This window comes from Clostridium neuense (genome assembly GCF_045310695.1).
Taxonomy (GTDB): Bacteria; Bacillota; Clostridia; order Clostridiales; family Clostridiaceae; genus Clostridium_S; species Clostridium_S neuense.
In genome coordinates, this window is record NZ_JBJIAA010000002.1 from 246657 (window position 1) to 273398 (window position 26742).

The 26742-nt window shown below is 29.9% G+C and carries 23 protein-coding genes and 1 riboswitch; of the genes, 6 read left to right on the forward strand and 17 right to left on the reverse strand.

What is annotated here, in order from left to right; translation table 11 throughout:
* Nucleotides 1-7: 7 nt before the first annotated feature.
* From ACJDT4_RS03480 to ACJDT4_RS03540, 13 genes are all read right to left on the reverse strand, one after another.
* Complete coding sequence (locus tag ACJDT4_RS03480; RefSeq protein ID WP_406786138.1) at nucleotides 8-478, reverse strand: PTS sugar transporter subunit IIB; 471 nt, start codon at nucleotides 476-478, stop codon at nucleotides 8-10.
* A gap of 12 nt (nucleotides 479-490) precedes the next feature.
* The gene (locus ACJDT4_RS03485; protein ID WP_406786139.1) at nucleotides 491-916 is read right to left on the reverse strand and encodes a PTS sugar transporter subunit IIA; all 426 of its coding nucleotides are present in this window, start codon (nucleotides 914-916) and stop codon (nucleotides 491-493) included.
* A gap of 21 nt (nucleotides 917-937) precedes the next feature.
* Complete coding sequence (locus ACJDT4_RS03490; RefSeq protein WP_406786140.1) at nucleotides 938-2050, reverse strand: SIS domain-containing protein; 1113 nt, start codon at nucleotides 2048-2050, stop codon at nucleotides 938-940.
* 378 nt (nucleotides 2051-2428) lie between these two features.
* Entirely contained in the window at nucleotides 2429-3166 is a 738-nt protein-coding gene (locus tag ACJDT4_RS03495) for a GntR family transcriptional regulator (protein ID WP_406786141.1), read from the reverse strand.
* Complete coding sequence (locus tag ACJDT4_RS03500) at nucleotides 3159-3914, reverse strand: GntR family transcriptional regulator (RefSeq protein ID WP_406786142.1); 756 nt, start codon at nucleotides 3912-3914, stop codon at nucleotides 3159-3161. Before ACJDT4_RS03500 ends, ACJDT4_RS03495 begins: the two co-directional genes overlap by 8 nt.
* Before the next feature lie 653 nt (nucleotides 3915-4567).
* Nucleotides 4568-7129: an ABC transporter permease gene (locus ACJDT4_RS03505; protein ID WP_406786143.1), complete on the reverse strand. Its 2562-nt coding sequence runs from the start codon at nucleotides 7127-7129 to the stop codon at nucleotides 4568-4570.
* Entirely contained in the window at nucleotides 7126-7809 is a 684-nt protein-coding gene (locus ACJDT4_RS03510) for an ABC transporter ATP-binding protein (protein ID WP_406786144.1), read from the reverse strand. The genes ACJDT4_RS03505 and ACJDT4_RS03510 overlap by 4 nt, the downstream gene beginning before the upstream one ends.
* 13 nt (nucleotides 7810-7822) lie before the next feature.
* Nucleotides 7823-8473: a VanZ family protein gene (locus tag ACJDT4_RS03515; RefSeq protein ID WP_406786145.1), complete on the reverse strand. Its 651-nt coding sequence runs from the start codon at nucleotides 8471-8473 to the stop codon at nucleotides 7823-7825.
* Nucleotides 8474-8660: 187 nt separating this feature from the next.
* The gene (locus tag ACJDT4_RS03520) at nucleotides 8661-10256 is read right to left on the reverse strand and encodes an ABC transporter substrate-binding protein (RefSeq protein ID WP_406786146.1); all 1596 of its coding nucleotides are present in this window, start codon (nucleotides 10254-10256) and stop codon (nucleotides 8661-8663) included.
* Nucleotides 10257-10350: 94 nt separating this feature from the next.
* Nucleotides 10351-10923, reverse strand: a complete 573-nt coding sequence (locus tag ACJDT4_RS03525) for a class I SAM-dependent methyltransferase (RefSeq protein ID WP_406786147.1) — start codon at nucleotides 10921-10923, stop codon at nucleotides 10351-10353.
* Nucleotides 10924-10996: 73 nt separating this feature from the next.
* A riboswitch (SAM riboswitch) is annotated at nucleotides 10997-11101 on the reverse strand.
* 74 nt (nucleotides 11102-11175) lie between these two features.
* Entirely contained in the window at nucleotides 11176-11886 is a 711-nt protein-coding gene (locus ACJDT4_RS03530; protein WP_406786148.1) for a DUF975 family protein, read from the reverse strand.
* Nucleotides 11887-11963: 77 nt separating this feature from the next.
* On the reverse strand, nucleotides 11964-13766 hold the full coding sequence (locus ACJDT4_RS03535) for a MutS family DNA mismatch repair protein (RefSeq protein WP_406786149.1): 1803 nt from the start codon (nucleotides 13764-13766) through the stop codon (nucleotides 11964-11966).
* Between the two features lie 169 nt (nucleotides 13767-13935).
* Complete coding sequence (locus ACJDT4_RS03540; RefSeq protein ID WP_406786150.1) at nucleotides 13936-14973, reverse strand: ArsR/SmtB family transcription factor; 1038 nt, start codon at nucleotides 14971-14973, stop codon at nucleotides 13936-13938.
* A 257-nt stretch (nucleotides 14974-15230) separates the two neighbouring features.
* On the opposite strand from ACJDT4_RS03540, the gene ACJDT4_RS03545 reads away from it, so the two are divergent.
* The 6 genes from ACJDT4_RS03545 (at nucleotide 15231) to ACJDT4_RS03570 (ending at nucleotide 21954) form a co-directional block, all read left to right on the forward strand.
* Entirely contained in the window at nucleotides 15231-15938 is a 708-nt protein-coding gene (locus tag ACJDT4_RS03545; protein ID WP_406786151.1) for a response regulator transcription factor, read from the forward strand.
* On the forward strand, nucleotides 15935-16858 hold the full coding sequence (locus ACJDT4_RS03550) for a sensor histidine kinase (protein WP_406786152.1): 924 nt from the start codon (nucleotides 15935-15937) through the stop codon (nucleotides 16856-16858). Before ACJDT4_RS03545 ends, ACJDT4_RS03550 begins: the two co-directional genes overlap by 4 nt.
* 99 nt (nucleotides 16859-16957) lie before the next feature.
* Complete coding sequence (locus tag ACJDT4_RS03555) at nucleotides 16958-17878, forward strand: ABC transporter ATP-binding protein (RefSeq protein WP_406786153.1); 921 nt, start codon at nucleotides 16958-16960, stop codon at nucleotides 17876-17878.
* Nucleotides 17871-18665 carry an ABC transporter permease gene (locus ACJDT4_RS03560; protein WP_406786154.1) on the forward strand — a complete coding sequence of 265 codons (795 nt, stop codon included), beginning with the start codon at nucleotides 17871-17873 and terminating at the stop codon, nucleotides 18663-18665. Before ACJDT4_RS03555 ends, ACJDT4_RS03560 begins: the two co-directional genes overlap by 8 nt.
* A 15-nt stretch (nucleotides 18666-18680) precedes the next feature.
* The gene (locus ACJDT4_RS03565; RefSeq protein ID WP_406786155.1) at nucleotides 18681-19478 is read left to right on the forward strand and encodes an ABC transporter permease; all 798 of its coding nucleotides are present in this window, start codon (nucleotides 18681-18683) and stop codon (nucleotides 19476-19478) included.
* A 121-nt stretch (nucleotides 19479-19599) separates the two neighbouring features.
* Nucleotides 19600-21954, forward strand: coding sequence for a transglutaminase domain-containing protein (locus ACJDT4_RS03570; protein ID WP_406786156.1), 2355 nt, complete (start codon nucleotides 19600-19602; stop codon nucleotides 21952-21954).
* Between the two features lie 611 nt (nucleotides 21955-22565).
* Here ACJDT4_RS03570 and glpX read toward each other — a convergent pair.
* The 4 genes from glpX to ACJDT4_RS03590 all read right to left on the reverse strand — a co-directional run bounded on the left by glpX (nucleotide 22566) and on the right by ACJDT4_RS03590 (nucleotide 26537).
* Nucleotides 22566-23528: a class II fructose-bisphosphatase gene (glpX, locus tag ACJDT4_RS03575; RefSeq protein WP_406786157.1), complete on the reverse strand. Its 963-nt coding sequence runs from the start codon at nucleotides 23526-23528 to the stop codon at nucleotides 22566-22568.
* Nucleotides 23529-23873: 345 nt separating this feature from the next.
* On the reverse strand, nucleotides 23874-24494 hold the full coding sequence (dhaL, locus tag ACJDT4_RS03580; protein WP_406786158.1) for a dihydroxyacetone kinase subunit DhaL: 621 nt from the start codon (nucleotides 24492-24494) through the stop codon (nucleotides 23874-23876).
* Nucleotides 24495-24790: 296 nt separating this feature from the next.
* Nucleotides 24791-25798, reverse strand: coding sequence for a dihydroxyacetone kinase subunit DhaK (locus ACJDT4_RS03585; protein WP_406786226.1), 1008 nt, complete (start codon nucleotides 25796-25798; stop codon nucleotides 24791-24793).
* A 76-nt stretch (nucleotides 25799-25874) separates the two neighbouring features.
* Nucleotides 25875-26537 (reverse strand): class II aldolase/adducin family protein, encoded by a 663-nt coding sequence (locus ACJDT4_RS03590; protein WP_406786159.1) that lies wholly within the window; start codon nucleotides 26535-26537, stop codon nucleotides 25875-25877.
* Nucleotides 26538-26742 lie beyond the last annotated feature (205 nt).

A 26742-nucleotide genomic window follows, 5' to 3' on the forward strand; every position in this document is an offset into this window, starting at 1 on the left:
CCGCCCCCTAATTTAAAATACTTTGACAACTTATTTTCTTTTCAGTAGGTACCATTTGAATAAATAAATCATAATCATTATTTAAGAGTTCCTTTAACATACTTTCTTCATTCTCATTTAGGAAAACACTTTTGCTAACCTGCCTCTTTCCCTCAGCAAAAGGAACATTTCCTAAATTTATTGTTTTCATACCAATAGCTTTAGATATCTTAGCAGCTAAATCAATCGTTTCACAAATTATGAATAGATGATATTTATCTGTTATATTGCTTTGTAAGGCCTGAATGGCTTCTTCTAGATTTTTTGCAACTACTTTTACACCTTCTGGCTTTGCTAGTTTAATCGTTTGCATTCGTAATGCATCTTTTTTTAATGTATCACTAACCAGTAACAAACAATCTGCACCTAACATAGATGTCCATGACACTGCAACCTGACCATGAAGCAAACGGTAATCTACACGAATCATTTTAATCATAATTTTTTCCTCCTAAAATTCATCTAATTGTGCTTCTTCATCACAATCAATCAAATTATTACAAAAGATAATTCCTTTCCTTGCCTCTTTCACACCTTTTTCAATAACATCTCTTATATTAGTATCATCATTAGCTGCTAATAGTTGAATAACTAAAGACAAATTAGCTCCTGCTATTAAGAAAACATTTTTATATTTATTTAATAAATTCATTACTTCTGTATTAACACTTCCACCGAATAAATCTGTTAATATTATGACTTCCCCTTCTTCTATGTACTTTTCAATCAGTTCATGTAGCTTGTTTTTAAAATCTGGGCACTCGGACGTATATGCTGGAATCACATGTAGTGTTTTTTGTTCTCCCATTATAAACTCCGTTGAAAATCTTAAACCTTTCGCTAATTCCCCATGTGTTGCAATTATTATATTTCGCATTTACATTTTTCCTTCTTTCCACTAACGATCATTTAATTTATCTTTTAATCCATTCATAACATCTAAGTAATCATCCGTTTTACAAGAAACTAACTTTTCAAACTCATTAAAATACGGATGTGTCTTCCATGCATCTAATTCATCAGTCATTTTAGCGGCAATATATTGAAATACCACAACACTCAAAATAGGCATCATATTTGCATCTTCAATCTTAGGAATTATAATACATCCATCATCATTTACATCATCTCTTGTTGTTATAAAATAGACTTTATCGGTAATTTTTTTAGTTGCCATGTATATACAGTAAATGCGATTATTCGGAACAGGGTCATCAATTAAGTATACGGAATAATTAGGAGTTAACTGCATATTAGGTCCATGAATAAATTCTTCCGTTTCATATGCCATAGTAGGAACTTTTAAAGTTTCCTGAAATTTTAATGAGCCTTCTAAGGCTACTCCATAATTGGGACCATTTCCACAAACAAATGATGGCAGCAATTGTGATAATTTCATCTTGTTTTCCTTTACAAATCCTTCTACTAATTCAACCATCTTTGAATGGCTTTTAATAACGTTTTCAAACTGCTTTAAATAAATTTCTCTTTTTTCTTTAGTTATTCTTCCCTTTAATACTACTGCCTGAAGAGCAAATAACATTAAAAACTCAATTAAAGTTACAACTCCCATTGTTACATAATCAACTGTTTCAATTCCTACTCCATAATCTATCAATACATCTGCATAATCTTTTACGTCACTGTCAAGATTTCCTGTTAGGACTACTCTTTTAGTCCCATTCTTCTGCATAAATTTTAAAGCTTCAATAATATTAGTTGAGCAGCCACTTTGTGATACCACAATATTAAACATATTATCTGCTGGTTGATTCTTAAAATTAATAAATACTTCAGGAGTTACTACTTGCACTAACTCGTTTAACTTATCCTGCATATAGATCCTAGCTGCCATAGAACTATTGTAGGAAGATCCAGATGCAATTATTCTTATACCACTTTTACCACTTTTAATGTATTCATTACATATATCCTTACATAAATCATTAGAATGCAAAAAGTTATGTTTTAATCTTTCTGATGATAATTTTACATAATCAGTCATCTTCATAGTTTTTCATCGCCCCCAAATTGGTTCTATTAATAATCCTCTTTTCATTTTTACTATACCACTTGTATTGTGCTTATGCAAGTCCTTTTTATAAAAAATCAAAAGTTTTTTAATTCATACTTTTAATTTTCATAACAACTTAATTCATAAACCTCGTAAGTAATAATAAAAACTTGTTTATCTAAAAGATAAGCTTTCTATGTCATGTAAATAATTGTATAATATCACTAAAATACAATTGTTATTTACAGAATAAATGGCATAAAAATATCCCCAACCATATTACATGGCTGGAGATATAACTTACTTTATTCAATAAAAAAAATGATTTTAAATTCTTATGACTGAAGCCTTTATAGCTAATATATCTAGGATTATTTATTTGCTAATTGTATCATATCGAAAATCAACATTATCTGGATCCATATAACTTTCAGTAAACTCAACAATATTATAGTCATTATCGGCTCCAATATACTCCATTTTAAAAATCGCCTTACCCTTTTCAAGTTCTAGCAGTTCAGCTTCTTTTTCTGTTGCATCTATAATAGTTAAATTTTGAATAAAATGTTGAGGTAAATGATTGCGAATACTCATATAATCATAAAGAGCTACATTCTTAAAATCAATGCTTTCCATATCTTCAAAAAAGCATTTAGGTACATACGTATACTCAACCGCAATTGGCCTTTTTCCTGCATAACGTACACGATGCAATCCAAACACTTCTTCTCCAGCTTTCATTCCTAACTTAGCATTAATAAAATTACTTGAATCTATCTTTCCCAATCCTAGTACCCTATTGCTTACTGCCACACCAACATTTTTTAGCATTGTAGTAATACCAGTATTAACTATTTCATTAACAAATCCTAAATTAAATTTTTGTCTTTCGCTTTTATTAATATATGTACCACTTCCTTTAATACGATACACATATCCTTTTTTCACCAACTCATTAATAGCCTTTTTTACTGTCATACGGTTAACACCATACTTTTCTGCCATTTTCCTCTCACTTGGGATCAACTCTCCTGGCAAATACTCATGTTCTTCTATTTTTTTAACAATTATATCTTGAATCTGAATATACAAAGGCATTCTATAGTCAATCAACAAAACCACCTATCTTTCTATAAATAATCATATTGGTTTGCTTAAAAGATGTCCATTCTTTATTTTTTATTGAATATAAATACTGTACTAGCCTTCCATCCTTATCATATATCATTCCTTGCTTTTTTACTAAAGGTGTCAATTGTGAAATATTTAGTAATTTTGACTCTCTTTCATTGGCATAAACAATAGTAATTCGCTGTGAGTCTTTATACGGTATTACATTATACTCCTTCTTTAATATTTCAAACAAAGAACGATTTTCAAGATCATATTCAAACAATTTAGGAGCTATATTTTCTGGTATATAGGCATCATCCAAAGATATAGGTGTGTGACTTTTATCATCGACTATATATCTAAGTCTAGTGATTCTTAAAAGCTTTGTCCCTATGGGCAATTTTACTTCTTGTGACAATTTCTTATCTACTTCTATTCTTTCAAATCCTAGTAATTTATTCTGAATATTTTTACCTAAACCTTTAATCTTCTCGGATAATGACAATACTTCCCGAAGATCCTCATCAACCCGTTTTGGTCTAATATAATACCCACTACGCTGCCTTACTTCAATAATGCCTTCTCTTTCAAGTCTTTGCAGCGCCAAACGAATAGTAGCTCGTTGCACTCCATATTTTTCTGATAGTTTTCGTTCTGAAGGTAACTTATCACCTTCTTTTGCATGACTAAAAAATATATCATATCTTATTTCTTTAGCAATAAGTTCATCCTTATTTATTAATTTCATTTTAAATTCCCTCTCCATTTTTCTTATACGGTCATAGTTATAACTATATTTTAACATATTATTAAAATTATCTTGTATTTTTATACTCAAATAATTTATTTTTCTTATAAACCAATATATCAAATAATTCTACCAGATGTTTTTTAATGTTTCTATTACACAAACGATATACTTAACTGCAGTTTTACAGTCAACAAATATTACATATCAATAATTGTCTATTCAATTTCCTCGCATTTTGATGTATAAAATATACTTTACTTAACCAATAAATATCTATATTTCAATAAGCAGATATTATAAATTCAATACAATAAATATTAAAGAGAAGGAACTAAAATGTCAAGTAAGCTGTCATATTTCAAGTAAAATTATATAGTGTTTATTTAAAGCTTTTATTAATCTACATATAACGTAAAAAAATGTACCAGATTTGTATAAGTAAATCTAAGTACATTACAATCAAAATATATACGAACCACTTTCAATATTAAATAAAGCTAATAAATCAAGTGGTGATTTAAAACGAGTGCTTGCTTAAAATCACCACTTAGATTTATAGGATTTTTTTAACACGATGAAGCATTGTTACTTCACAACTTCCAGTTTTCACATGCTTTATCTTTATTTTTATTATGCCATGTCTACGCTCTTTACTCCTCTCTCAAGTTTTCTATTACATCCATGTTTTTTAGTTTTCTAAGTGGAATTAAAGAGGCTATAAGAGTTATTAGTATTGCAGCTAAAATCCCACAAATTATAGTTCCTATAGGAAACTTAAGTTCAAAGTCTTTAAGTTCACTGCCTGTAATTATTTTTATCAAAATAAAGTCTAAACCTGCACCTATAAAGGTTCCGAGTGCAGCTGCAATAATTCCATGAAGCGTTCCTTCAAGAAGTACCATTTTTGTAAGCTGCTCTTTTGTCATTCCAATTGCCATAAGCATAGCAAATTCTGCTTTTCTTAAAATAAGATTTATACTTACGGTATTTATTATATTTACAGCAGATATAAGTGTTATAAGTACAATAAAACCATAAACAAATACTTGCATTTCAAAATCCCTTTTTTTATTGTCCTGCACAACTTTATAATAATCTGTATAATAACCACCAATTTCAGAAGCTTTATTTTCAAAATAACTATATAATTTGTCTCTTGAAGCTCCATCCTTAAATACAATACCAAATCCCCCATAATTAAGAGTTCCATTTAGCTTTTTATACATATTCTCGGAAAATATAAAATTCATTCCTTCATAGGGATATCCGTCATTGTGGCTATCCAACGGATCTTTATTAAGTATTCCAACCACCGTTAATGTAATAAACTTCTTATTATCTATAGCTTTCTTTGCCTCTTTTTTTGCATTATCAAATCCATGGTCTTCATCATTAATTATATAACTTTTCATTTTAGGAATTGTTATTTTGTCTCCTACCTTATAATTTGAATAATCTTTATACACATTTCTATGACCATTTTTATCTGAAACACTAACTTTATTTTTATTAACAATTAAAACTCCATTGTCATTTAATTTTTCTTTATCAATTTCTCCAGAAGAAATATACTTTTCAGCTAAATTAAGAGCGGTATCATCATATGAACTAATATTTGAATCATTTAAACTTATAAAATTGTTATAAGTTTCTGCTACTCCACCTCGTAAATCAGTTGCATTATAAAATTTCTTATTAAACTTATCACTTGGAATATAAATTACCCCACCAGAACTAGACATTTTGTATACTTTTTTTACTCCAGATAATTTTTTAATTTGTTCATAATCTTGTAACCTTAAACCTTCATTGTTACCTTTAAATATTACACTATCATATGGTACTATTTTTTGTGTTTCATTATTAGCTTGCTTTGTAAAGCTAGCAAAAGTGGTAAATACAATAAACATAACTACTGAAATTACAAGTGAAAAAACAGTAACCCAGAATCTTCCTGGAAGCCTTTTTATATTTTTATAAGCAAGCTCTCCCTCATTTCCAAACAAAAGCTTTATTATTTTATTACTTCTCTTTTTTAATTTTTTATTTTTTATTCCAACTGTATTTTTTAATGCATCCATAGGGCTTATTTTTCCAGCTCTTCTTACTGGACTAAACGCTGATAAAAATATTGTAAACACAGAAAGGATTGCGCTAATAATAAATACCTCTGGATACAAACCTATTTTAAAATTTGAAGAACCTATAAGTGCTAGATTTCCCATAAGCTTTACTGTAATATATATTCCAAAATATCCTGCCAAAAATCCAACCGGTATACCTATAAGACACATATAAAAAGCTTCCTTAATAATCAGCTTTTTTATTTGCACTGGAGTTGCACCTATAGATCTCAAAATTCCAAAATGCTTTATTCTCTCCATAACAGATATATTAAAAGAATTGTATATAAGTGCAGCACTAGATACCACTATTATACTTATTAAAAACACTATAATCTTAATCATAAAATCATTTCTAAGCTCATTTGGACTTTCAAAATAAGACCTTAAAATAACATCATTATATTCTATTGTATATTTTTCGGTTTTTAAATCACTTTGCTTCGTTATTCTACTGATTACCCCTTGTTTGTTTCTTTTTTGTTTCAAATTTAGGAAAACATTAAATTTAGAATTATCATTAGCACTAAATTTTAAAAAAGTAATTGCTTTACCTTGGTTGAAAATATTATATTCATAGGCTCCAACTATTTTATAAGTTTTTGCTTCATTATCCTTAAGATTTATAGTTATACTATCTCCTATTTTTTTATTTTTTAGCTGATAAAAAGTTCCCATATCAATCATAACTTCATCTTCATTTTTAGGTAATCTGCCTTTTCTTATCTCAAAACATTTATTTACTATCTTTTCAAAACCACTTTTATCATAGGCTCTTACCATCAAACTTAAATTTTCATTTTGTAATTTTACTTTTGCACTATCCCACTTTTCTTCAATTCCAGAATTAAGCACCTCTGCATTATTTATTATCTTTTCTGCCTTACTGCTTGATATATTATCATACTTAAATTCATAATTTCCAAGTGAACTTTTAGCATCTTCTATTTGAGAAGTTCTATAGCTAAACAAAATAGTCCCTATGCCAGTAAATAAAGCTACAGATAAGATTACACCTAGGATCGTAAGTGCCGTTCTTTTCTTATTCACTTTTAGATATTTAAGAGTTATTTCAGAGTAGCTCTTCATTTTGAGACCACCTCATTCGATGTTATTTCTCCATCCTCTATGCTTATTACTCTATCTGCAAGCTTAGCAATTCTAAGATCGTGAGTTATAACTATAAGCGTTTGGTTATACTTTTTAGCAGAGTATCTTAAGAGCTCAATTATTTCTCTACTGTTTTTAGAATCAAGATTTCCTGTTGGTTCGTCAGCTAATATCAAAGATGGCTTGTTTGCAAGTGCTCTTCCAATTGATACTCTCTGCTGCTGTCCACCCGATAGCTGTGATGGAAGATGATCTCTTCTATCTTTTATCCCCAAAATATCCATTATTTCTTCAAGGTAATTTTCATCTACCTTTTTTCCATCTAATAGAAGCGGCATAACCATATTTTCCTCTGCCGTCAAAACTGGCAGCAAATTATAAAACTGAAATACAAATCCTATTTTTCTTCTTCTCATTATTGAAAGTTCTTTTTCATTTAAATTATTTATAGCTGTATTTTCTATAATCACCTCACCAGAAGTCGCCTTTTCAACCCCTCCAATAATATGAAGAAAAGTACTTTTACCAGAGCCACTTGGTCCTACAACTACTGTAAACTCCCCTTCATTTATAGTTAAATTTATATTCTTTAAAGCTTCTACTTTTGTATTTCCCTTTCCATAAGTTTTACATAAATTTTTAATTTTGAGTATTTCCATTTTTTAAACCCTCCTATATTCCAAATAAAAATTCGTTATAAAATAAGAACACACTTGCAAAAGAAAGTATAAGGTAAAATGCAGCTTCATGACGAGCCAAAAAAGATAATTTTGTTTCATCTAATTCTTCCACTTCTTTTTTATTTTTAAATAACTTCTTAAATAAACAAAAAATCAGAAGTCCTAAAAAAGCTCCAATAGTGTTCATTAAAAGATCATCTATATCTGTATCACGTATATTTAAAAGCTGACTTAGCTCAATTACTATTGAAAATAAAAAACCTGCTGTAACCACTTTTTTAACTGACTTAAATTCCTTCCAAATAAGCGGCAGTAAAAAACCTAAAGGCATAAACATTATAATATTTTCTATGTGTTCAAAAATCCCTCCAGAAGCAGCATCAAAAGGCACTAAATTTATTGTAGCAAAACTGATAAGTTCATTTTCTTTAATAGCAAAGAAAAGATCATGAAGAGTTCCCGCACCAGTACACATAAATACAAGCATTAAATATACAAAGAAAACGTAAACCCATATAAAATGTTTCAGGTTATATTTATGTCCACTTTTATGTTCTTTTTTTACCATGATTATCTGAAATATAACACACAAAAATATTACACATATATACTCATAAAGTATTCCTCCAAAAATTCCACTCACAAACACTTCAACTCCAATCATTAATAATTTCAATTACTATAATAATTCTTTTTTATTACTGTGGTATAAATTGTTTATTACAAAAAAGTAATAAAAAAGTTCTTACCCATACAAAATTATTAGGATAAGAACTTTTTTATTTTTTAATTTTAAATTAGGTAACAGCATTTAACATTTCAAAACACTGTTATTTCGCGACGTCCCAATTATAAACATCAATAAATGTTCCGTAATCTTTAGGTTTTCCATTAGTTACCCTTTTGTTTACGGCTGTTAATTGACTTGCTGCATAAACTACAGGGCAAGGTACATCCTCTGCTAAAATCCCCTGCAATTTATTATAATCTTCTTTAACCTTTTCTTCGTTTGCTTCTGACTTAACAGATAAAATTAAGTTGTCTACCTCTTTATTACTATATCCATTATAATTACCTGTAAGTATGAAGAATGGAAGATCATAAGTTGGATTTATAGGAATGATGGTATCTCCCATTATTGTTAAATCAAATTGACCATTCTTTGCCTTAGCTTGAGTAGTAGCAAAATCAAATTTTTGAACTTGCACATTAATACCTATATCCTTAAGATCTGCTGCTATAATATCCGCCGCCTGCTCTCTAGTTGTGTTTCCTGTAGGAACATTAAATATAAGAGTTTTATTTGAATCAAAGCCAGCTTCTTTTAAAAGTGCCTTAGCTTTGCTTACATCATAAGTTACTTGTGGTATATTTTTATTGTAATATGGATTACCTTCTGAGAAGAAACCATCTATAGCTTTTCCTTCACCCTTTAAAAGGTTTTGAACAATTTGCTTTCTATTTATGGCATAAGAAATTGCTTTTCTAACTTTAGCATTAGGTACTGCCTTTTCATTTATAAACAAAAATTGAAGATTATTAGGCTCGCCTGCAAAAGTTTTTACATTATTTAAACTTTTTACTTTACTATAATCATCTACAGGAATAGCACCTATATTCATATCAATTTCACCTTTTTGCAATTCAACTGCTAGATTAGTGCCCTGCATAACTTTAAAATTTAATTGATCCAGCTTTGGAACACCCTTATAATAGTTGTTGTTCGCTTTTAATTGTATGTATTGATCTCTTTCATATTTAACAAATGAAAATGCTCCATCCGTAACAGTTGGATTTTGAATAAAAGGACTCTTAGAAATTTCAGTTGGCTTTATGTTTGAAAGCTCATGCTTAGGCACAGTTCTTAGATTTTTACAAATTGAATCCTCAAACAATATTAATGAAACTGTAGCTTTAGTTGTAAACTGTACTGTATGATTATCAATTTTTTTAGCCCCAGCAAAATCACTTCCTTCAGAAGGTGTAAAGCCTTTATCATCTAGTCCTTCTAATATATTAAAATTTGATGCCGCCATAGATGATATTTTAGAGTTTGTAAGAAGTTTTAATGTAAAAATTACATCATCGGCAGTTACAGGCTTTCCATCTGTCCATTTTGCTTTCTTGTTTAAGTTAACAGTAAATACTTTATTATCATTAGTTTTAACCGAATCAGCTAGCATTGGTTTATATTTCATATCACTATCAAGATCCATAAGTGGCTCAAACAAGATTGAAGCAACAATTCCAGAAGATGTATCTGCTGGATCTATAGGATTAAGATTTCCTGGCGAATTAGTTATTCCAATATTAATTACCCTTTTAGCAGTTTTACTAGTACCTTCCTTACCACATGCTGATAATACTAATAAAGTTGAAATGCAAATTAGTACAATAAAATTTTTCAATATATTTTTCTTTTTCATCAATTTTCCCCCTTGTACATTACTCTTATAGAAATAATATAGTTATACTTTTTGTTTCAAATTTTGTCAATTGCATATAAATCATATTTTTTTGCTATGATTTTTTAAACACTATTTTGAAAGTTTTATCGTAATCCTCTTCACTTTCAATTTTAAACCCAGCCTTTTTCCCTAATTTCTTAAAATACTTTATATCCTGCTCATTATTTTTCTTCATTACAGCATAGGAGGTTTCGATTAATCCATTAGGTGTAGCTATTTCAAGTTCAATAAGAAATATATCTTTTTTGCTATCATCCTCTTTTGGAATAACAGCATCCCACAAAACAAAATTAGAGCCATTTTTTAAAACTCTGTATACTTCATCAAATACTTTTTTATGATCGTCCTTGTCAATAAACATCATTGTAAAAAATGAAGTAGCTGCATCAAAATTTTTATCTTTAAAAGTTAAATTTGAAGCATCCATAACCATCTTTATTGGTCCTTCTGCTGCAGCGTCAAGTTCATCCTGCCTTTTATCTACGGCAATTACTTTTCTTCCATATATTCCTCCAATGACTCCTTCGCCACCTCCACCAATATCTAAAATTTTTTCTCCTTGTATATTATTTTCTAAAGCCAATTTCTGTTTTTTTACAGTATCTATCCTATCTTTTCCACTCAAAATATCACCCCTAAAAATAAAAAAACTGTTTCCTCAAAAAGAAAACAGCTTAATAACAAATTTTATCACCATTTTCTTATCTCCCAAATTGCTTTGCAGGAATTAACACCGTACATCTAATGGTAATGCCGGTTGTCGGGTTTCACAGGGCCAGTCCCTCCACCACTCTTGATAAGATTTTATATAGTATTCTTATATGTTTAGTTAATTATACAATTAATTATATATCATGTCAATTAATATTTGAAAATTCTATTCTTTTGTTGCATTATTAAACCAATCTAAGCTATCCATGTAAAAAAAGCTTAATCCCAATAAGTTAACAGCTGATACAATTAAAGAAATTATAAAATATATTATGCAGCCTAATGTGCTTCCACGAAGTACCATATATAAAATCCCCGGTATAATTCCAAGTATTATATTATAGCCAAAAATTTTAAGTTTGTAACCTTTTGTAAGCTTTGCAGTTAAACTAATAATCTCTAGTATACCAAGGTCAGTATTATCTATCATAACAAAAAATGCAAAAATAAACATGTACGTAAGTATTATGCCAGGTATTATAAATAATATATAACCTACAACTAATATTAATCCTAAAAGAAATGTTAATCCTATTGACTTTAACATAATGTTTTCTTTAAAGCATACAAATATATCTGAGAATATAATTTCATGTTTATCTTGATAATTTCGTGATATACAATATATTCCTATACTTAATGGTATACAAACTCCAAAAGTTACTACTAGGGTAATAATCGCACACAATAAAATCTCACCAGCAGAGTGTTCTGACATTATGGCCGCACTGCCGATTATTAATCCAGAACAAAAGCTCATAAGCAAAAATGCCAAAGCTGGTATAACCATAGCTACAACAAATTTTATTATATTAGCTGCCCCCATAGAAAAAACATTTGAAAGAACTTTAAATACTGATATTCTTTCTTTGTACATAAATTTCCTCCTTGTATATATCGTCACCTTATATATATACTATGTTTTTTCTATATAATTACTATATTTTAAAAAGTTTATTCTATAATATCAATTCCAATCATTTTCATGAGATATTTAGCATTAGTTGTATCTGAACGTCCTTTTTTTAGCTTATAATCAAATTTTATCTTATTTCCCTCATAACTTTCAGAAAAATGATAATTTTTAATTCTCTTTTTATCATCGTATTCAAGACTACATAATTCAAAATCATGCGTTGAAATAAGTCCAAATACCCATTTCTCATTGAGACTTTTAAGTACACTCTTTGCTCCGACTATTCTATCATTTGAGTTGGTTCCACGGAATATTTCATCTATTAAAAAAATCATAGGGCGCTTTGTTTTTATATTTTCTATCATTTTTTTCATTCTAACAAGCTCAACATAGAAAGTGGACATTCCCCTATTTAAATCATCTGTTATTCTCATAGAAGTATATATATCAACAATAGAGCATTTAAGCGTGCTACCGCACACAGGTGCTCCTGCATATGCAAGAACAAGATTTATTCCAATAGTTCTTAAAAAAGTAGTTTTTCCAGACATATTTGAACCAGTAATTATAAATATACTGTCTGTCATATCAACATCATTATATACTCTTGTTTTTTCATCAATTAAAGGATGCCCTATTTCTTCCCCTGAAAATACCAAATTTCCTTCTGAAAGTTCTGGAAAAGTAAGTTTTGAATTCAAATGAAACATAACAGCAAAACTAGCTAGACTTTCAAATTCGCCTATTACATCAAGCCACTGTCTTATGCATTTTCCATACTTAGCTTTCCAATTTTCAAATTCAAAAAGCCTGTGGTACTCCCAAAAAAACACAATACCTAATACTACATATCCAACTATATTGTTTATATACTCAATTTTTTCAACTATAGTTGTAAGCTCTTTAAGAATTGCATTTGCACTTTTTCCGTTGAAGGTAAGTTTTCCTTTAAGTTCCTTTAAATATGGGCTTTTGAATTCTTCATCCTCTATCAATTTCAAAATATTAAAATAAGACTCCAAGTCATTTTTCTTTTTATATATAGGTCCCAACACTGGGGACATCTTTGCATAGCCAATTCCGCTTATAAGAAGATGTATTGTAAAAAATAATCCTATATAGCCATAGTACTTATCTAGCTTATAATAAATAATAAGAATAGAGGCTACTATAGTTATAACAGGAAGTACCCAAGATATTATTTTAGCAATTGGACTAGCAAAAACCTTTTTTGTACTTTCAACATAATCGAATAGCTGCTCTGGATTTTCAACGGTATTTTTATTTATAATCCCTTCGCCTTCAATTCTTTGAGTAAAATCAAGCTTTTCTCCAAGTTCTCTTATAGCTTCTTGTCTTTCCTTTATTTTATTAATATCCTTATTAGGATTTTTTAAAAGTTCTATTAGCTTTTCCCTACCCAAAAAAGTTTTTGTAATATTTATAAGCTGAAAAAGAGACTTTTCCCCCAATATATCAAGGTCAGTAAGATATGGCTTTTCCTCATCAATCTTATCAACTCCGCAGTCTTCAAAAGAAGTCCATGTACCATCAATTCTCTTCAAATACTTTTCATTAACTTCAAGCATATTTTTTATTCTTAAAAGTTCATAAGATATCCTGCTGTGAATACTTAACAAATATACGAACAATATATAAGATATCAATGTGCCCAAAATCATAAATACAGACAGATTTTTATAAGTAAGATATGTAAGACATGCTGCAAGTATAAAAGCTGCAAATCTAAGCAAACTTATTAAGCCATAGCTTTTTTTATTTTTAGCTTCCTCCGCCTTAAAATGATCTATACGCCTTAAAAATTCATCTTTCACTTCCATAAAAACATTATCCTTTCTCAATCCCATAATCATATAAAACATTATAGCATATAAGATAAGCAATATTAGAAGTATTCACAAATATTTCAAAAAAATTAACACCAGTAATATTACTGATGTTTGGGATTTATTATAACAAAAAAGTCTGACTTTTTAATTGTCAAACTCCTTATTTATTTTCAGCATGAGGAAGCTTACTTATATCAAGATTATGGCTAAGCCAACCCAAAAACTTTTTTATTTCATTTCCATTTGCACTAAAGTACTTAACATTCTTTATTCTTTCTTCACTTATTATCCCTACACTTCTGAGCTGCTCAAGATGATGGGATATTGTTGGAGTTGTTAAATTTATTATTTCAGAAATTTGCTTGCCATACATAGGTTCCTTCATTAAAAGCTTCAATATTTCAAAACGCGTACTATCAGAAATAACCTTAAGTACTTGAAACATTTTATCTACTTTAACTTCTGTACTTTCTATCATCTTATATGCTAAAACTTGAATATCGCTCATATACCTAACATATTTTCCGATTAAAAAATATGATGGTATAAATATATATTCTTCGTATGGATCTTTCCTTCTAAAATTCCTGCCCATTATATTTTGTGATATTTCAATAGGTTCATGTGACTTTAATTCATTTTCTAACTTTATGAATTCACTTTTATAGCTTTCATACAAATTATCCATAAGTTTATGAAACTCATCTGTATAAAATTCCAGAGAGCACTTTAAAATCATATCCAAAAATTCCTGCCAACTGTTCACTATGAACTTAAAACACTCAAGATCATCACATAAATATTTGTACCCATAAAAAAATTCCTCTAAACTTCTGTCACTTCTTAAAGCTTTTTTGATTTTTTCTTCATTTATTTCAAGTCCCCAAAAATTATAAAAGAACCTTTCTTTTGTGGTACTTTTTACGCTTTCTATATACTTTTCAACGTCATCAAATTCTCTATTTAGATATAAAAATTCAAAAATTCCATATCCTCCATCCTTGAGGGATTTTATCAAAACACCTAAATTTTTATGCTTGTTTACAACTTCATCCACGAAGGACTTTCCATAGACCTTTTTAACTAAACCTCTACATTCTTCATCCTTGCTAAAAATACTTAAAGTTATACTTATAAGTTCTATGACCATAGATTTTTTTAAATATACTTTAGGTGCCTTTTTTTCAAAACTGTTCATACTACCATCCTTTTAATATTAAATATTTAATACACCTTATATTATATAAAGATAAACCATTTCAAGTTTCAGAATGGTTTATCTTTAATTCTTTACTATTATTCTATAATTATAACATAGTTTTTTAATAATATTGCATGTAATTTAGCTATTACTTAATAAATACGCTGTTAAATTCAACTTTATATATAAACCTTATGTTCACATAAACTTCCTAAAATAAAATATGTTAGAATTAATTTTAAGGAGTGATTTTGATGAAAACTACAAAAATACTTATAGTTGAAGATGATGAAGCCATAAATACTATGATTAGTAAAGCTCTTTCAAAAGAAGGCTTTGATATAGAAGAAGCCTTTGATGGTGAAGAAGCTTTGAATATTTGGACTAATAACAGTGATTTTAAACTTATAATTCTCGACTTAATGCTTCCAAAAATCGATGGCATGGAAGTCATGCGAAGAATACGTGAAAAAAGTACAATCCCAATATTAATTTTATCTGCAAAAACTGAAGAAAGTGATAGAATTATAGGGCTTGGTCTTGGTGCTGATGATTATCTCGTAAAACCTTTTTCTGTAGCTGAACTTACTGCAAGAGTAAAGGCTCAACTTAGAAGATTTATGTATTATGATTCAAATGATAATAATGAGAAAGCCTCTATTCTTGAACACGGTAATTTAAAATTAAATTTAGAAAATTACACTTTAATTAAAAATGATGAAGTAATAAATCTACGACCAAAGGAATTTGAAATATTAAAATTGCTTTTTAAAAATCCAAGCAAAGTATTCACAAAAGCTCAGATATTTAACTCCGTATGGGGACAAGAATATATGGGTGATGATAACACAGTAATGGTACATATAAAGCGGCTCAGAAATAAAATAGAAGACGATAACGCTACCCCAAAATATATTGAAACCGTATGGGGAATAGGTTATAGGCTAGGTAAACTGCAATGATGTACGCTTTTTTAATTATTGTTATTTTCATTCTAATTGCAATAATTATGTTCCAAAATATTAAAATAAACAAAATTTCAAATTCTTTAACAGAAATAATAACTGGAAACTTTAACGCAAGAATAAAATTTCACGACTACAATAAGTCGGTGAGAAATCTAATCATAAACTTAAATCGTCTCATTGATAAATTTCAAGAAGTTGCAGCTGTAAACAAGCAGTACGAGGATGATAGAAAAAAGATGGTGTCAAATATATCCCATGATTTAAGAACCCCTCTTACTGCAATGCTTGGTTATGTTGAAATGCTACAAACTGATGCCTCTCTAAGCTTAAATGAGAAAAAAGAATATCTTAACGTTATTGAAACCAAAGGTGAAGTTTTGCGAAATCTAATTGACGAATTTTTTAGCCTTTCCAAAATAGACTCTGACGACATAAATTTCGAGTTCAAAAAAATAGACATCACAGAGGTTACAAGGCAGTGCATTCTTTCTTTTTTAAAAGATTTTGAAGCTAAAGAAATCACCCCTATAATTAAAATTCCAGAAAAAGAAGTGTACATTACTGCTGATGAAAAATCAATAAATAGAATACTTCAAAACATAATAGGTAACAGCTTAAAATATGGCATCAGTGGAAAAGTAATTGGAATAAGTTTAAAGGAAAACAAAGATAGTGTAACCATAGATATATGGGATAAAGGAAAAGGAATAAAAAAAGAAGACCTACCTTATATTTTTGAAAGGCTTTATACAGGTGAAAAATCTAGAAACAGTAATTTAAAAGGCAGCGGCATAGGCTTAACTATAGTAAAAAAGCTTGTTGAAAAACATAATGGAAAAATAGAAGTAGAAAGTCTTCCCTACGAAAAAACAACTTTTAAAATCACATTTTTTAAAAAGTTAAGAAACATGTAAGAAAGGTGTTATGTATCTGTAAATATTATGATGTATTATATTATTGAAATTACAGATAAGCTTTCAGTAATTCCAAAAACAAGTACTGGGGTGAATTTTATGGAATCAATAATACAAACGTACAATCTTACAAAAACTTATAAAAATACAAACGTAGTTGATGACCTAGATTTAAACATAAAAAGAGGACAAATTTACGGATTTTTAGGACAAAATGGTGCTGGTAAAACAACAACGCTTCGTATGATTTTAAATCTTATAAAACCATCAAATGGAGAAGTTAAATTATTTGGAGAAATTAATCCTTCTAGAGAAGTGTTCAAAAAAATAGGGGCAATAATAGAATATCCTGGTTTTTATCCAAATCTTACTGGAGAAGAAAATCTTGAAATCCACAGAAGAATGATGCAAATAGAAAATAAGGAATACATTAAGGATGCCTTGGAAACTGCTGGATTGGATCTTAGTGCAATAAAAAATAAGAAAGTGAAAAATTACTCACTTGGAATGAAACAAAGATTAGGTCTTGCAAGAGCCCTTCTTCACAAGCCAGAACTCCTTATTCTTGATGAACCTACTAACGGCTTAGACCCAATTGGAATCAAAACTATGAGGGATACCCTTATTGATTTATGCAATAAAAAGGGCATAACTATACTAATATCAAGTCATTTATTAAGCGAAATAGAGCATCTTGCAACTGAAATAGCAATTATACACAAAGGTCGTCTACTTGAGGAAATAGATTATAAAGAGCTTCAAAGAAAAAACCGAAAATACTTAAAAATAAAAGTAAGTGACGATAAAAAAGCCTGCTTTCTTCTTGAAAATAAGCTTAATTTTAAAGATTATGAAGTCACTGAAAAAAATATAATAAGAGTTTACGGAATGCTAGATAAAAGTGCTGCTATTTCTAAAATACTAGCTGAAAATAATATAGAATTATATGAAATGTCTGTTAGTCTTGATAACCTTGAAGATTATTTTGTCAAACTAACAGGGGGTGCTGTAAATGCTTAATGCCGTTTATTGTGAATTTCTCAAACTAAAAAAATCAAAATTTTATTTATTTTTGCTAATAGCTGCATGCTTTTTTCCAATAGTTTCATGCAATAATTTTTTAGGAACTAATCGTACTGTGCACTGGACCAGCTATATTTTTCAAGCTTGGCAATTCACTCCTGGATTTTTGAGTATTCCAGTATCCACCTTAATTGTTTCTTATATATTTACAAAAGAATTTCATTTTAAAACAATGTCCACTTTATTTTGCTATCCACTTAGTAAAACAAAAGTATTTCTTTCAAAATTAATAGCTTCGGGTATTTTAATAGCTTTCTATATACTCTTTCAATTTTTGTTAGTCATTTTAATTGGGCTTTTATTAAAACATGACGAACTTACAAGTCAAATTTTCTTTGGCTACTTAAAAATAAATTTATATGAATTATTTTCCATGTATGCAATTTTACCAATTGGCTTACTAATCTCACTAATTTGCAAAAATTTTATAGTACCTGTAGGCTATAGTTTTATAATTTCCTTAGCTAATATGTATATTTCCATTTATATATTAAAATTAAAAACAGACTCTACTGGAAGTTTTTTGTATAGCAATCAAGATTACTTTGTAACCTATTATCCAATGCTAGTATTTCAAAATTGTGTTAAATCTATAAAAACAGTTATGAATATAAGCTTAAACTCCGTACCGATGCAAATTTCAAGTATACTTATAGCTTTGATAGTTTTTGCTATAGGAATTATTTTATGTTTACTATATTACTCCAAATGCGAAATAAAATAACAGGAGATGTTTCAAATGTATAATGTCATCTATTGTGAATTCTTAAAAATAAAAAAATCTCATTTTTATTTATCTTTAATTTTCATAGTATCAATTTTGCCAATAGGCATAACTCTTTTAGCAAGCAAAGGAAATTCCTTAAGAAATGGTATTAATTATATTTTTCTAATAGAGCAAGCATCCTTTAATTTTCTAACTATTCCACTATCCACACTAATTGCTGCTTATATATTTACAAGAGAATTTTCTTTTAAGACAATGTCTAATTTATTTTGCTATCCAGCTAGTAAACTAAAGATATTTTTTTCAAAATTAGTATTCATAACCTTTTTAATAGCTGGCTTAATATTCTTTCAGCTTTTTCTTGCACTTTTACTTGGAAACCTATTTAATCATGTCGAACTTACAAGTAGCCTTCTGCTTGTATACTTAAAATTGAACTTATATCATATATTATGCCTATATGCAATTTTACCTATTGCGATTTTAATAGCTCTACTTTGTAAAAACTCAATAGTACCATTTATCTACAGTGCTGTAGTTTGTATATGCAATTCATACATGTCATTTTTTATACCAATGGCAAACAAAAATACTCTAGGGTATGCATTTAAAAACAATTGTGATTATATTCCAACATACTTTCCTATTAAAATACTTTCTAATTGCTTTAATTTTTCAGAAGGTAAAGTCTCATCAATTATACCAAATGCTGTTTTATTAAATACTACAAACGTAGTTGCTTCTTTTACAGTTTTTGCTGCTGGTACTACTTTGTGCTGCTTATATTATTGTAAATGTGAAGTAAAATAATGCAAAAACCATTATATAATTTCCTTTATTGACTATTGTGTCCAATGATGTTTTAATATATATTATAATTATATTAAATTTAATATTAAATATATTATAGTACATAAAGGAGATTATTTTAATGAAAAAACTAATTTCAGCTGCAGTCGTATTTTCAATTATTACAAGCAGCTTATTTACAGGTTGCAGCAATAGTAACCTTACTAGCAAAAATACTGATTCCTCGCAATCATACTATTCCGATACTAATTCTGTATCAATTCAAAGCATTAAAAAAAAGTATAAAGAAGAAAATAAAAATTCTATAATGCCAATGTACAACGTACCAAATAATCAAGAATTTGATTTTACCTTCAAATCTAATTTAGAAAATATAAAAGTCCAAGACATAGTTTCTGTTCACACAGATTCAAAATGCTTAGAGCAAAGCAAAGTTCTAGCATTTGAATGGCCAAAAAATAACAGCAATGATGAAACTCACGTATCTATAAAGCCCCTAAGTGCTGTATTAAGTTCTCAAAAAAATATGACTTCAAATGGTGCTGTTTGGGGAAATGCTCCTATATATTACATAAGAATAAATTATAGTATGAACTCAAAGAATGCAGAAAAATTGGACAACCCTATAATTATACCTTTCACAATAAAATCAGATTTACCAGTTCCAAATCTAAGGAAGGAAATAAGTACTGATGGTAGACTTAAATTAGTTTGGGATAAAGTAAACGGTGCGGAAAAATACAATGTATATCACGTTATCACACCGACTATAGGTGGAGACAAAAATGCCCCTACTAGCAGTGCAGAAGATGGTTATAAAGGTTACCCATTACTTGAAGCAACAACTACTAAAACAGCTTGGCAAGATTTCATGACTGATGGTAAAGATGGTCTCGAAACCATTGGCGACAAAATTGTAAGTGAAGAGAATAGCAGTTTAAATGGAGATTATTATGTTACTGCTGTAGCTGGTGATAAGGAATCAAATTTTAGTATTCCTGTATGTACATCTACTTTAAATTCAAAACTTCCAGTAGCATTAAATGATGGACAAACCTTTATTCATAAATTCCAAAATGCTGCTGAACTTCCTCATTCTGTGCCAGTAAAATTCATCGGTGGCACTGTTCAAAATAGAGAAGTCATATATGACACAAAAAATATAAGCACAGAAGATAACACCACGCTTATAAACTACAAAATAAAGGGCACTGCTCTTAAAGGTTATACTTATTTACTCAGCTTCAATGATTCTGATAAATCATTACTAAATAGCTTTAATTCTACTAACAAAGATACCTCCGGTGGATATGTTGAGCCAACTGATACAAGTGACAACGTACCAGATCCAAATGTTCCAACAATAATAAACGATAAAAATAAATCAGATAGTAAAAATTCAAATATTGATACGCAAAAGAAAAACACTGAAAATCACATAACTAAAGCAGATAAAGAAAAGATAACTACTTCTGATATAGTAAAAGAAGCCAAAATTTCTGCTTCATCACCGCTTGAGGAGTACTTGGCTTTGAAGCTTATAAATGTTGATTCAAGTATTTCATTAGAAGCTTTTCCTGAAGCTCAAAATATGAACACATTATCAGATACTATAAAAAAAGTAATATATCAAAATCCTCTTATATTAGGAGTAAAAAGTTATTATTATGACTATTCTACTTTAACTTTAAAAATAAAATATGATGATACAGTAAATGTCACAAAAGAAAAGCAAAAGCAAATACTTACTGAAGCAAAAAAGATAGTTTCTTCAACTATAAAACCAGAAATGTCAGATGAAGAAAAGCGTAAGGCTCTATATGATTATTTGGATAAAAACACCAGATATAATAATGCTGCTCTAAAGGATGCCGAAAAAAACAATTATAAACATGTAGATTCTAAATTTAACGATTCCTTTACTACTTACGGAATAATGGTAAAAAAATCTGGAGTATGTATGAGTTATGCTTATTCATACAAATTACTTTGCGACCTAGCCAAAGTTGATTGCATGGTAGTTACTGGCACAATAGAAAATTGCCCTCATGCATGGAATAAAGTAAAAATAAATAATGAATGGCTAAATGTAGATAATACAAACAATGGTACAAACTCAGGAATACCATATATGCTATATGAAAGCAATGATGAAACTGCATCAAATTTAACATATGTTGAAGATAAGGATTTCTGCCTCAACGACGACTTTTTAAAGTTTGCAGGAAAAAGCAACAAAAATGACTATTATGTTTCTAACGGACTTGAAGTTAATGACTTATCCCAATACTCAACTAAAATAAACGATTTTCTAAAAACAAATAAACCATATATAATATTAAGGTTTTCAAATAAATTTGATAAAACCGAAGTTGCTAAAGCTACAGTGGAAGTATTCAAAAATGTTGGTACAGACAAGCTGTCTACAGCACGTATTAAATCCTTAGAAAATTATATAGAAATAACAACACACTAAACATATAGCAACTTGAAAGTTTGAAATGATGGTATCAAATTCATCATGATAAACTAAAATTTAGCGAGGTGATATTGATTTGGGATATTAAATAAAGCTAATAAATCAAGTGGTGATTTAAAACGAGTGCTTACTTACGGTATAGAAGGATAATGGGCAAAGCCCATGCCCCGTGTATGTTTACTCGCTGTCGCTCAAACAGATTAAATTCTCTAAGACTTTTACGATTTATCATCTAGGATTTATAAAGCTTTATTTAAACCATCCCAAATCAACATTACTTCGCTTAGACCTAAATGCAAGGAATATACACATATACGAAGTTTGGGCTAATATATAGATGACTAATATAAGTTAAAGAAGGATAATGGGATTACATCCCAAACCCCGTATATGATCGTTATCCTTCTTGAATAAAATATTATGTACATTATATAATTCGATTCTCTACGAAAAATACTATAATAACGATATTTTAGGCCAAAATAGTGATAAAATGTTCAAATAATGTACTATAAGGATTTATGCCAAAATTCCGTATATGATCGTTATCCTTCTATAACTCAAGCAAGCACTTTCTTAAAATCACCACTTAGATTTATAGGATTTTTTTAACGCGACGAAGCATTGTTATTTCTTATTGTTTTTATAAACCTTACTGACTCGTCTTTTAAACTCATTACAACAGTATGTGTGACGACCTGATTTTTAGTAAAAACTACACCATCTAAAAATTCACATTTGGTAATACCTGAAGCCGAAAAATATATCTCATCACCCTTAGCAAGATCATCTAATGTAAATACCTTATCAATGTCCTTAATTCCCATTTTGGAGCATCTATTTATTTCTTCAATAGTGTGCGGTTTCAATTTACATTGCATGTCCCCACCTAGGCATTTTATTCCCGCTGCTGCTATTACTCCTTCTGGTGCTCCTCCAGTTCCCATAAATATATCAACATCCAAACTTTCGATTCCACAGGTTAAAATAGCTTCTACATCACCCTCACCGAATACCTTTACTTTTGCACCTATTTTTCTGGCAGCCTCAATTATATAACTGTGTCTTTCTCTGTCTTGAAGTAAAACTGTAAGTTCTCTTACATCTTTTCCTAAAGCCTTTGCAGCACTTATCATATTTTCTATCGGAGATTTTTCTATGTCTATTGCGCCTTTTGCACCTTTACCTACAGCTATTTTCTGCATGTACATATCTGGAGCATGAAGAAGAGAATCCTTTGTGCCCATAGCAACAACAGCTATTCCATGAGATAGTCCTTTGGCTATTAAGGTAGTCCCATCTACTGGATCTACAGCTATATCCATCTCTGGCATATTACTTTCCCATTTTCCGACCTTTTGACCTATATAAAGCATTGGTGCTTCATCAAGTTCTCCTTCTCCAATTACTACCGTTCCTCTTATAGGCATAGAAGCAAATGCATCATTCATGCCATCTACTGCTGCTCCATCTGCCTCATTTTTATTGCCTCTACCAATAAGCCTTGCCGATCTAATTGCTGCTGCTTCAGTAACCTTGGCAAGACCAATAATCATATCACCGTCTGACATATTCTCACCTCCAATTCTTTATCACACAAATAAAAAATAATGCGAACTAAATCAGTTCACAGTTCACAATGCACAGTTCACAGTTTAGGATGATTTTCTTCCGCTTTGCTACAGGAAATCTAAAACTTATTGCTGGCGCCATTTCTAGATAATGCTTTATTATCTTCGTTCAGCCAGATGAACATCATACCAGTTTTTTATATAATTTTAGATTTATCTGACGAGAGGAAGATAAATCATCCTTCATTGTGAATTGTGAACTGTGCACTGTGAACTAGTTAAGTTATTTCGCATTCTTCATAGACTGAAAATATTAAATTACTTGCTGTTATCCTATTTTCTTCATTAAAAGCTTTGAAAAATTCCTTTAAATATAAACATAACTGCAACTGCTCCTGAATCTGGTCTTCCTAGAGATTTTTCTCCATAGTATGCAGCTCTTCCATGAACTGATTTTATTTGTTTTGTATTTTCCACTCCTTGTTTAGCAGCTTCATAAGCTTTTTCAAAAGCTGTTTTCACCTCTTCATTTTCCTCTGCTGCCTTTTCAAGTGCTTTTACTGCTGGATCTAGTGAATCAAGCATTGTCTTCTCTCCAACCTTAGCCTTTCCTCTCTCCATAACTCCACTTACAGCTGCCCTTCCCATTTTTGAAGCGGTTAAAAGATCTATTTCTGTCTTTCCCTTTGCTTCTTTAGCTGCTTTTAGAAAACATATAGATATTAAAGTTCCCATAGTTGATGGTACAGTAGAATTCATTTTCATCCCAAGCTTCATCATTACAGCACCTATATCCTCTGAAGTTATATTATCAACTTCATCGTACATAGTTTTAAAGCCTGTTGACATTGTGAGACCAAGATCACCATCCCCCATAGATCCATCAAGCTCTATGAGATAATTTTTTTCTTCGTTCATGACCTTAGTTATCTCTCCAAGTACTTTCTTCAAAAACTCCTTATTCATTTTTACCCCTCCAATTAACTACGATATATAGACGACTTAGAATTTCAAAATTACAAATTGTAAGTTCATCCTAATAAGTTATATTTGCTCTAAGAGTACAATTGACAGAAGACAGTGGACAGTGAAGGTGGATTTACCTTTCGTTTCACTTAGGTAAATCTCACAACTTAATAGTATCAGCTGCGCTGAATACTAGATTTCATGTGATGCGCAATCATTAAGTTTTAGATTTTTTGCAGCAATAGCGGAGAAAAATCATCCTTCACTGTACTCCGTACTCTGTGCTCTGTACTCTTCTATTTTTGATCTTGCTTAAAAAATGGTGAATATGCTTTAAAATCAAGCATTTCTTTGAGTTCATCATCAAGCTTTAATAAAGTTAAAGACATACCTGCCATTTCCATCGAAGTAGCAAATTCCCCGATATAATTTCTATATATTTTTATACCTTTTCCATCTAATATTTCATAAACCTTTCTGTATGCTATATATAATTCTTCAAGCGGTGTAGCTCCAAGACCATTAACAAGAACCGAAACCTCAGCTCCTTCTTCAAAAGGTAAATCTTCAATTATTTTATTTAACATTATCTCTACAACTTCATCATTAGTTTTAAGCTTTGTTCTTTCAATTCCTGGCTCTCCATGTATTCCCATACCTATTTCCATTTCATCATCAGAAATTGTAAAGGTAGGCTTTCCTGCTTCTGGAACTGTACATGAACTTAATGCAACTCCCATAGTCCTTGTATTATCTACAGTTTTTTGAGCAATTCTTTTAACTTCATCCAGCGAATACATCTTTTCTGCTGCTGCTCCAGCTGTCTTATATGCATAGAAAAGTCCAGCAACTCCTCTTCTTTTATCCTCCTCACCCTTTGGTGCTGATGCCACATCATCTGTAACTAAAACTTCTTCAACTCTTATATCATCCATTGAAGCAAGATCTGCTGCCATTCCAAAATTCATTAAATCTCCACCATATCTTCCATACAGATGAAGAACTCCCGCTCCATTATCTATAGCCTTGTCTACTTCATACATAGCTTCAGCGCTTGGTGATGCAAAAACATTTCCAACAGTTACTCCATCTGCAAGACCATAACCAACATATCCAAGGAAGGTTGGAAGGTGACCTGAGCCACCTCCTGTAGCAATCGCAACTTTACCAGGTTTCCTTTCATCAGCCCTAACTACACATCTAAAATTATTATCAACCATTTTTAAACATTCGGGATGTGCCAAGATAATTCCCTCTATGGTTTCTCTTGAAAAATCCTCTGGTTTATTCATTAATTTCTTCATATTAATCCACCTTTCTAAAACAATACTATCCATTCTATAACCTTCACTAAAAGTTATTATTACGCCATACCATTTTTTAATCTTTTAATTTAATTTCAGAAGGATATTGCCATTTTTGAAGCTCTTCTGGTTTAAATACATCTGGTTCCTTTCCACCATTTATTGCTAGTGATCTATAATAAACCTCTGCTAATTCCTCTACATAATGAGCCTTTAATAATGCTTCTTCAGGATCTTTATCTACAGCTACTACTCCATGCTTTTCAAGAAGTATTGTATCTGCTCTTTTTATAGGTTCTATAACACTATCCGAAAGATCCCTTGTTCCAGGTCTTCCATATGGAGCTACAGGTATTACAGCATCTTTAAGCCCAAGATTTGCACATTCATATATTATTGCTGGTATTGGTTTATTAAGAACTGCAAAAGCTGTTGCGAAACGTGAATGTGTATGTGCCACTGCAAATATATCATCTCTTGTTTTATAAAGTTCAAGATGCATTAAAACTTCACTTGTTGGTCTTAAACCTGTAACATTTTCTATTACATTTGCATCTAAATCCATAACACATATATCATGATAAGTTAATATTTCTCTATCTACACCTGTAGGAGTTACAACAACATAACCTGTCTCTTTATCTCTTATACTGAAGTTACCTGACCTATGTTTGCATAATCCAGATCTGTCAGCTTCCTTAGCTATCTTAACTACCTCTTTTTTTAATTCTTCTAACATTAATATCACTCCATTCATATATTTCAATCTTCCAAATAAATTGTTATGCAAGTTCATATCAAAATTCCGTAGGAACGAAGGAATTTTTTCCTTGCCTTACCGCTCATACGAGGCAATAGTATTTAATGTTCCAAAATATCGCCATTTTCCAACTTTTGTTTTTGCCTGTTGCTTGGACAGTGCTTGATTTAGGTTATAGAAGGAT

What these genes read in the sequence shown, in the direction of transcription:
- ACJDT4_RS03480 (WP_406786138.1), bottom strand. Translation starts at nt 478, where the DNA reads ATGATTAAAATGATTCGTGTAGATTACCGTTTGCTTCATGGTCAGGTT.
- ACJDT4_RS03485 (WP_406786139.1), bottom strand. Translation starts at nt 916, where the DNA reads ATGCGAAATATAATAATTGCAACACATGGGGAATTAGCGAAAGGTTTA.
- ACJDT4_RS03490 (WP_406786140.1), bottom strand. Translation starts at nt 2,050, where the DNA reads ATGAAGATGACTGATTATGTAAAATTATCATCAGAAAGATTAAAACAT.
- ACJDT4_RS03500 (WP_406786142.1), bottom strand. Translation starts at nt 3,914, where the DNA reads ATGAAATTAATAAATAAGGATGAACTTATTGCTAAAGAAATAAGATAT.
- ACJDT4_RS03505 (WP_406786143.1), bottom strand. Translation starts at nt 7,129, where the DNA reads ATGAAGAGCTACTCTGAAATAACTCTTAAATATCTAAAAGTGAATAAG.
- ACJDT4_RS03510 (WP_406786144.1), bottom strand. Translation starts at nt 7,809, where the DNA reads ATGGAAATACTCAAAATTAAAAATTTATGTAAAACTTATGGAAAGGGA.
- ACJDT4_RS03520 (WP_406786146.1), bottom strand. Translation starts at nt 10,256, where the DNA reads ATGAAAAAGAAAAATATATTGAAAAATTTTATTGTACTAATTTGCATT.
- ACJDT4_RS03530 (WP_406786148.1), bottom strand. Translation starts at nt 11,886, where the DNA reads ATGTACAAAGAAAGAATATCAGTATTTAAAGTTCTTTCAAATGTTTTT.
- ACJDT4_RS03535 (WP_406786149.1), bottom strand. Translation starts at nt 13,766, where the DNA reads ATGGAAGTGAAAGATGAATTTTTAAGGCGTATAGATCATTTTAAGGCG.
- ACJDT4_RS03540 (WP_406786150.1), bottom strand. Translation starts at nt 14,973, where the DNA reads ATGAACAGTTTTGAAAAAAAGGCACCTAAAGTATATTTAAAAAAATCT.
- ACJDT4_RS03545 (WP_406786151.1), top strand. Translation starts at nt 15,231, where the DNA reads ATGAAAACTACAAAAATACTTATAGTTGAAGATGATGAAGCCATAAAT.
- ACJDT4_RS03550 (WP_406786152.1), top strand. Translation starts at nt 15,935, where the DNA reads ATGATGTACGCTTTTTTAATTATTGTTATTTTCATTCTAATTGCAATA.
- ACJDT4_RS03555 (WP_406786153.1), top strand. Translation starts at nt 16,958, where the DNA reads ATGGAATCAATAATACAAACGTACAATCTTACAAAAACTTATAAAAAT.
- ACJDT4_RS03560 (WP_406786154.1), top strand. Translation starts at nt 17,871, where the DNA reads ATGCTTAATGCCGTTTATTGTGAATTTCTCAAACTAAAAAAATCAAAA.
- ACJDT4_RS03565 (WP_406786155.1), top strand. Translation starts at nt 18,681, where the DNA reads ATGTATAATGTCATCTATTGTGAATTCTTAAAAATAAAAAAATCTCAT.
- ACJDT4_RS03570 (WP_406786156.1), top strand. Translation starts at nt 19,600, where the DNA reads ATGAAAAAACTAATTTCAGCTGCAGTCGTATTTTCAATTATTACAAGC.
- glpX (WP_406786157.1), bottom strand. Translation starts at nt 23,528, where the DNA reads ATGTCAGACGGTGATATGATTATTGGTCTTGCCAAGGTTACTGAAGCA.
- dhaL (WP_406786158.1), bottom strand. Translation starts at nt 24,494, where the DNA reads ATGAATAAGGAGTTTTTGAAGAAAGTACTTGGAGAGATAACTAAGGTC.
- ACJDT4_RS03585 (WP_406786226.1), bottom strand. Translation starts at nt 25,798, where the DNA reads ATGAAGAAATTAATGAATAAACCAGAGGATTTTTCAAGAGAAACCATA.
- ACJDT4_RS03590 (WP_406786159.1), bottom strand. Translation starts at nt 26,537, where the DNA reads ATGTTAGAAGAATTAAAAAAAGAGGTAGTTAAGATAGCTAAGGAAGCT.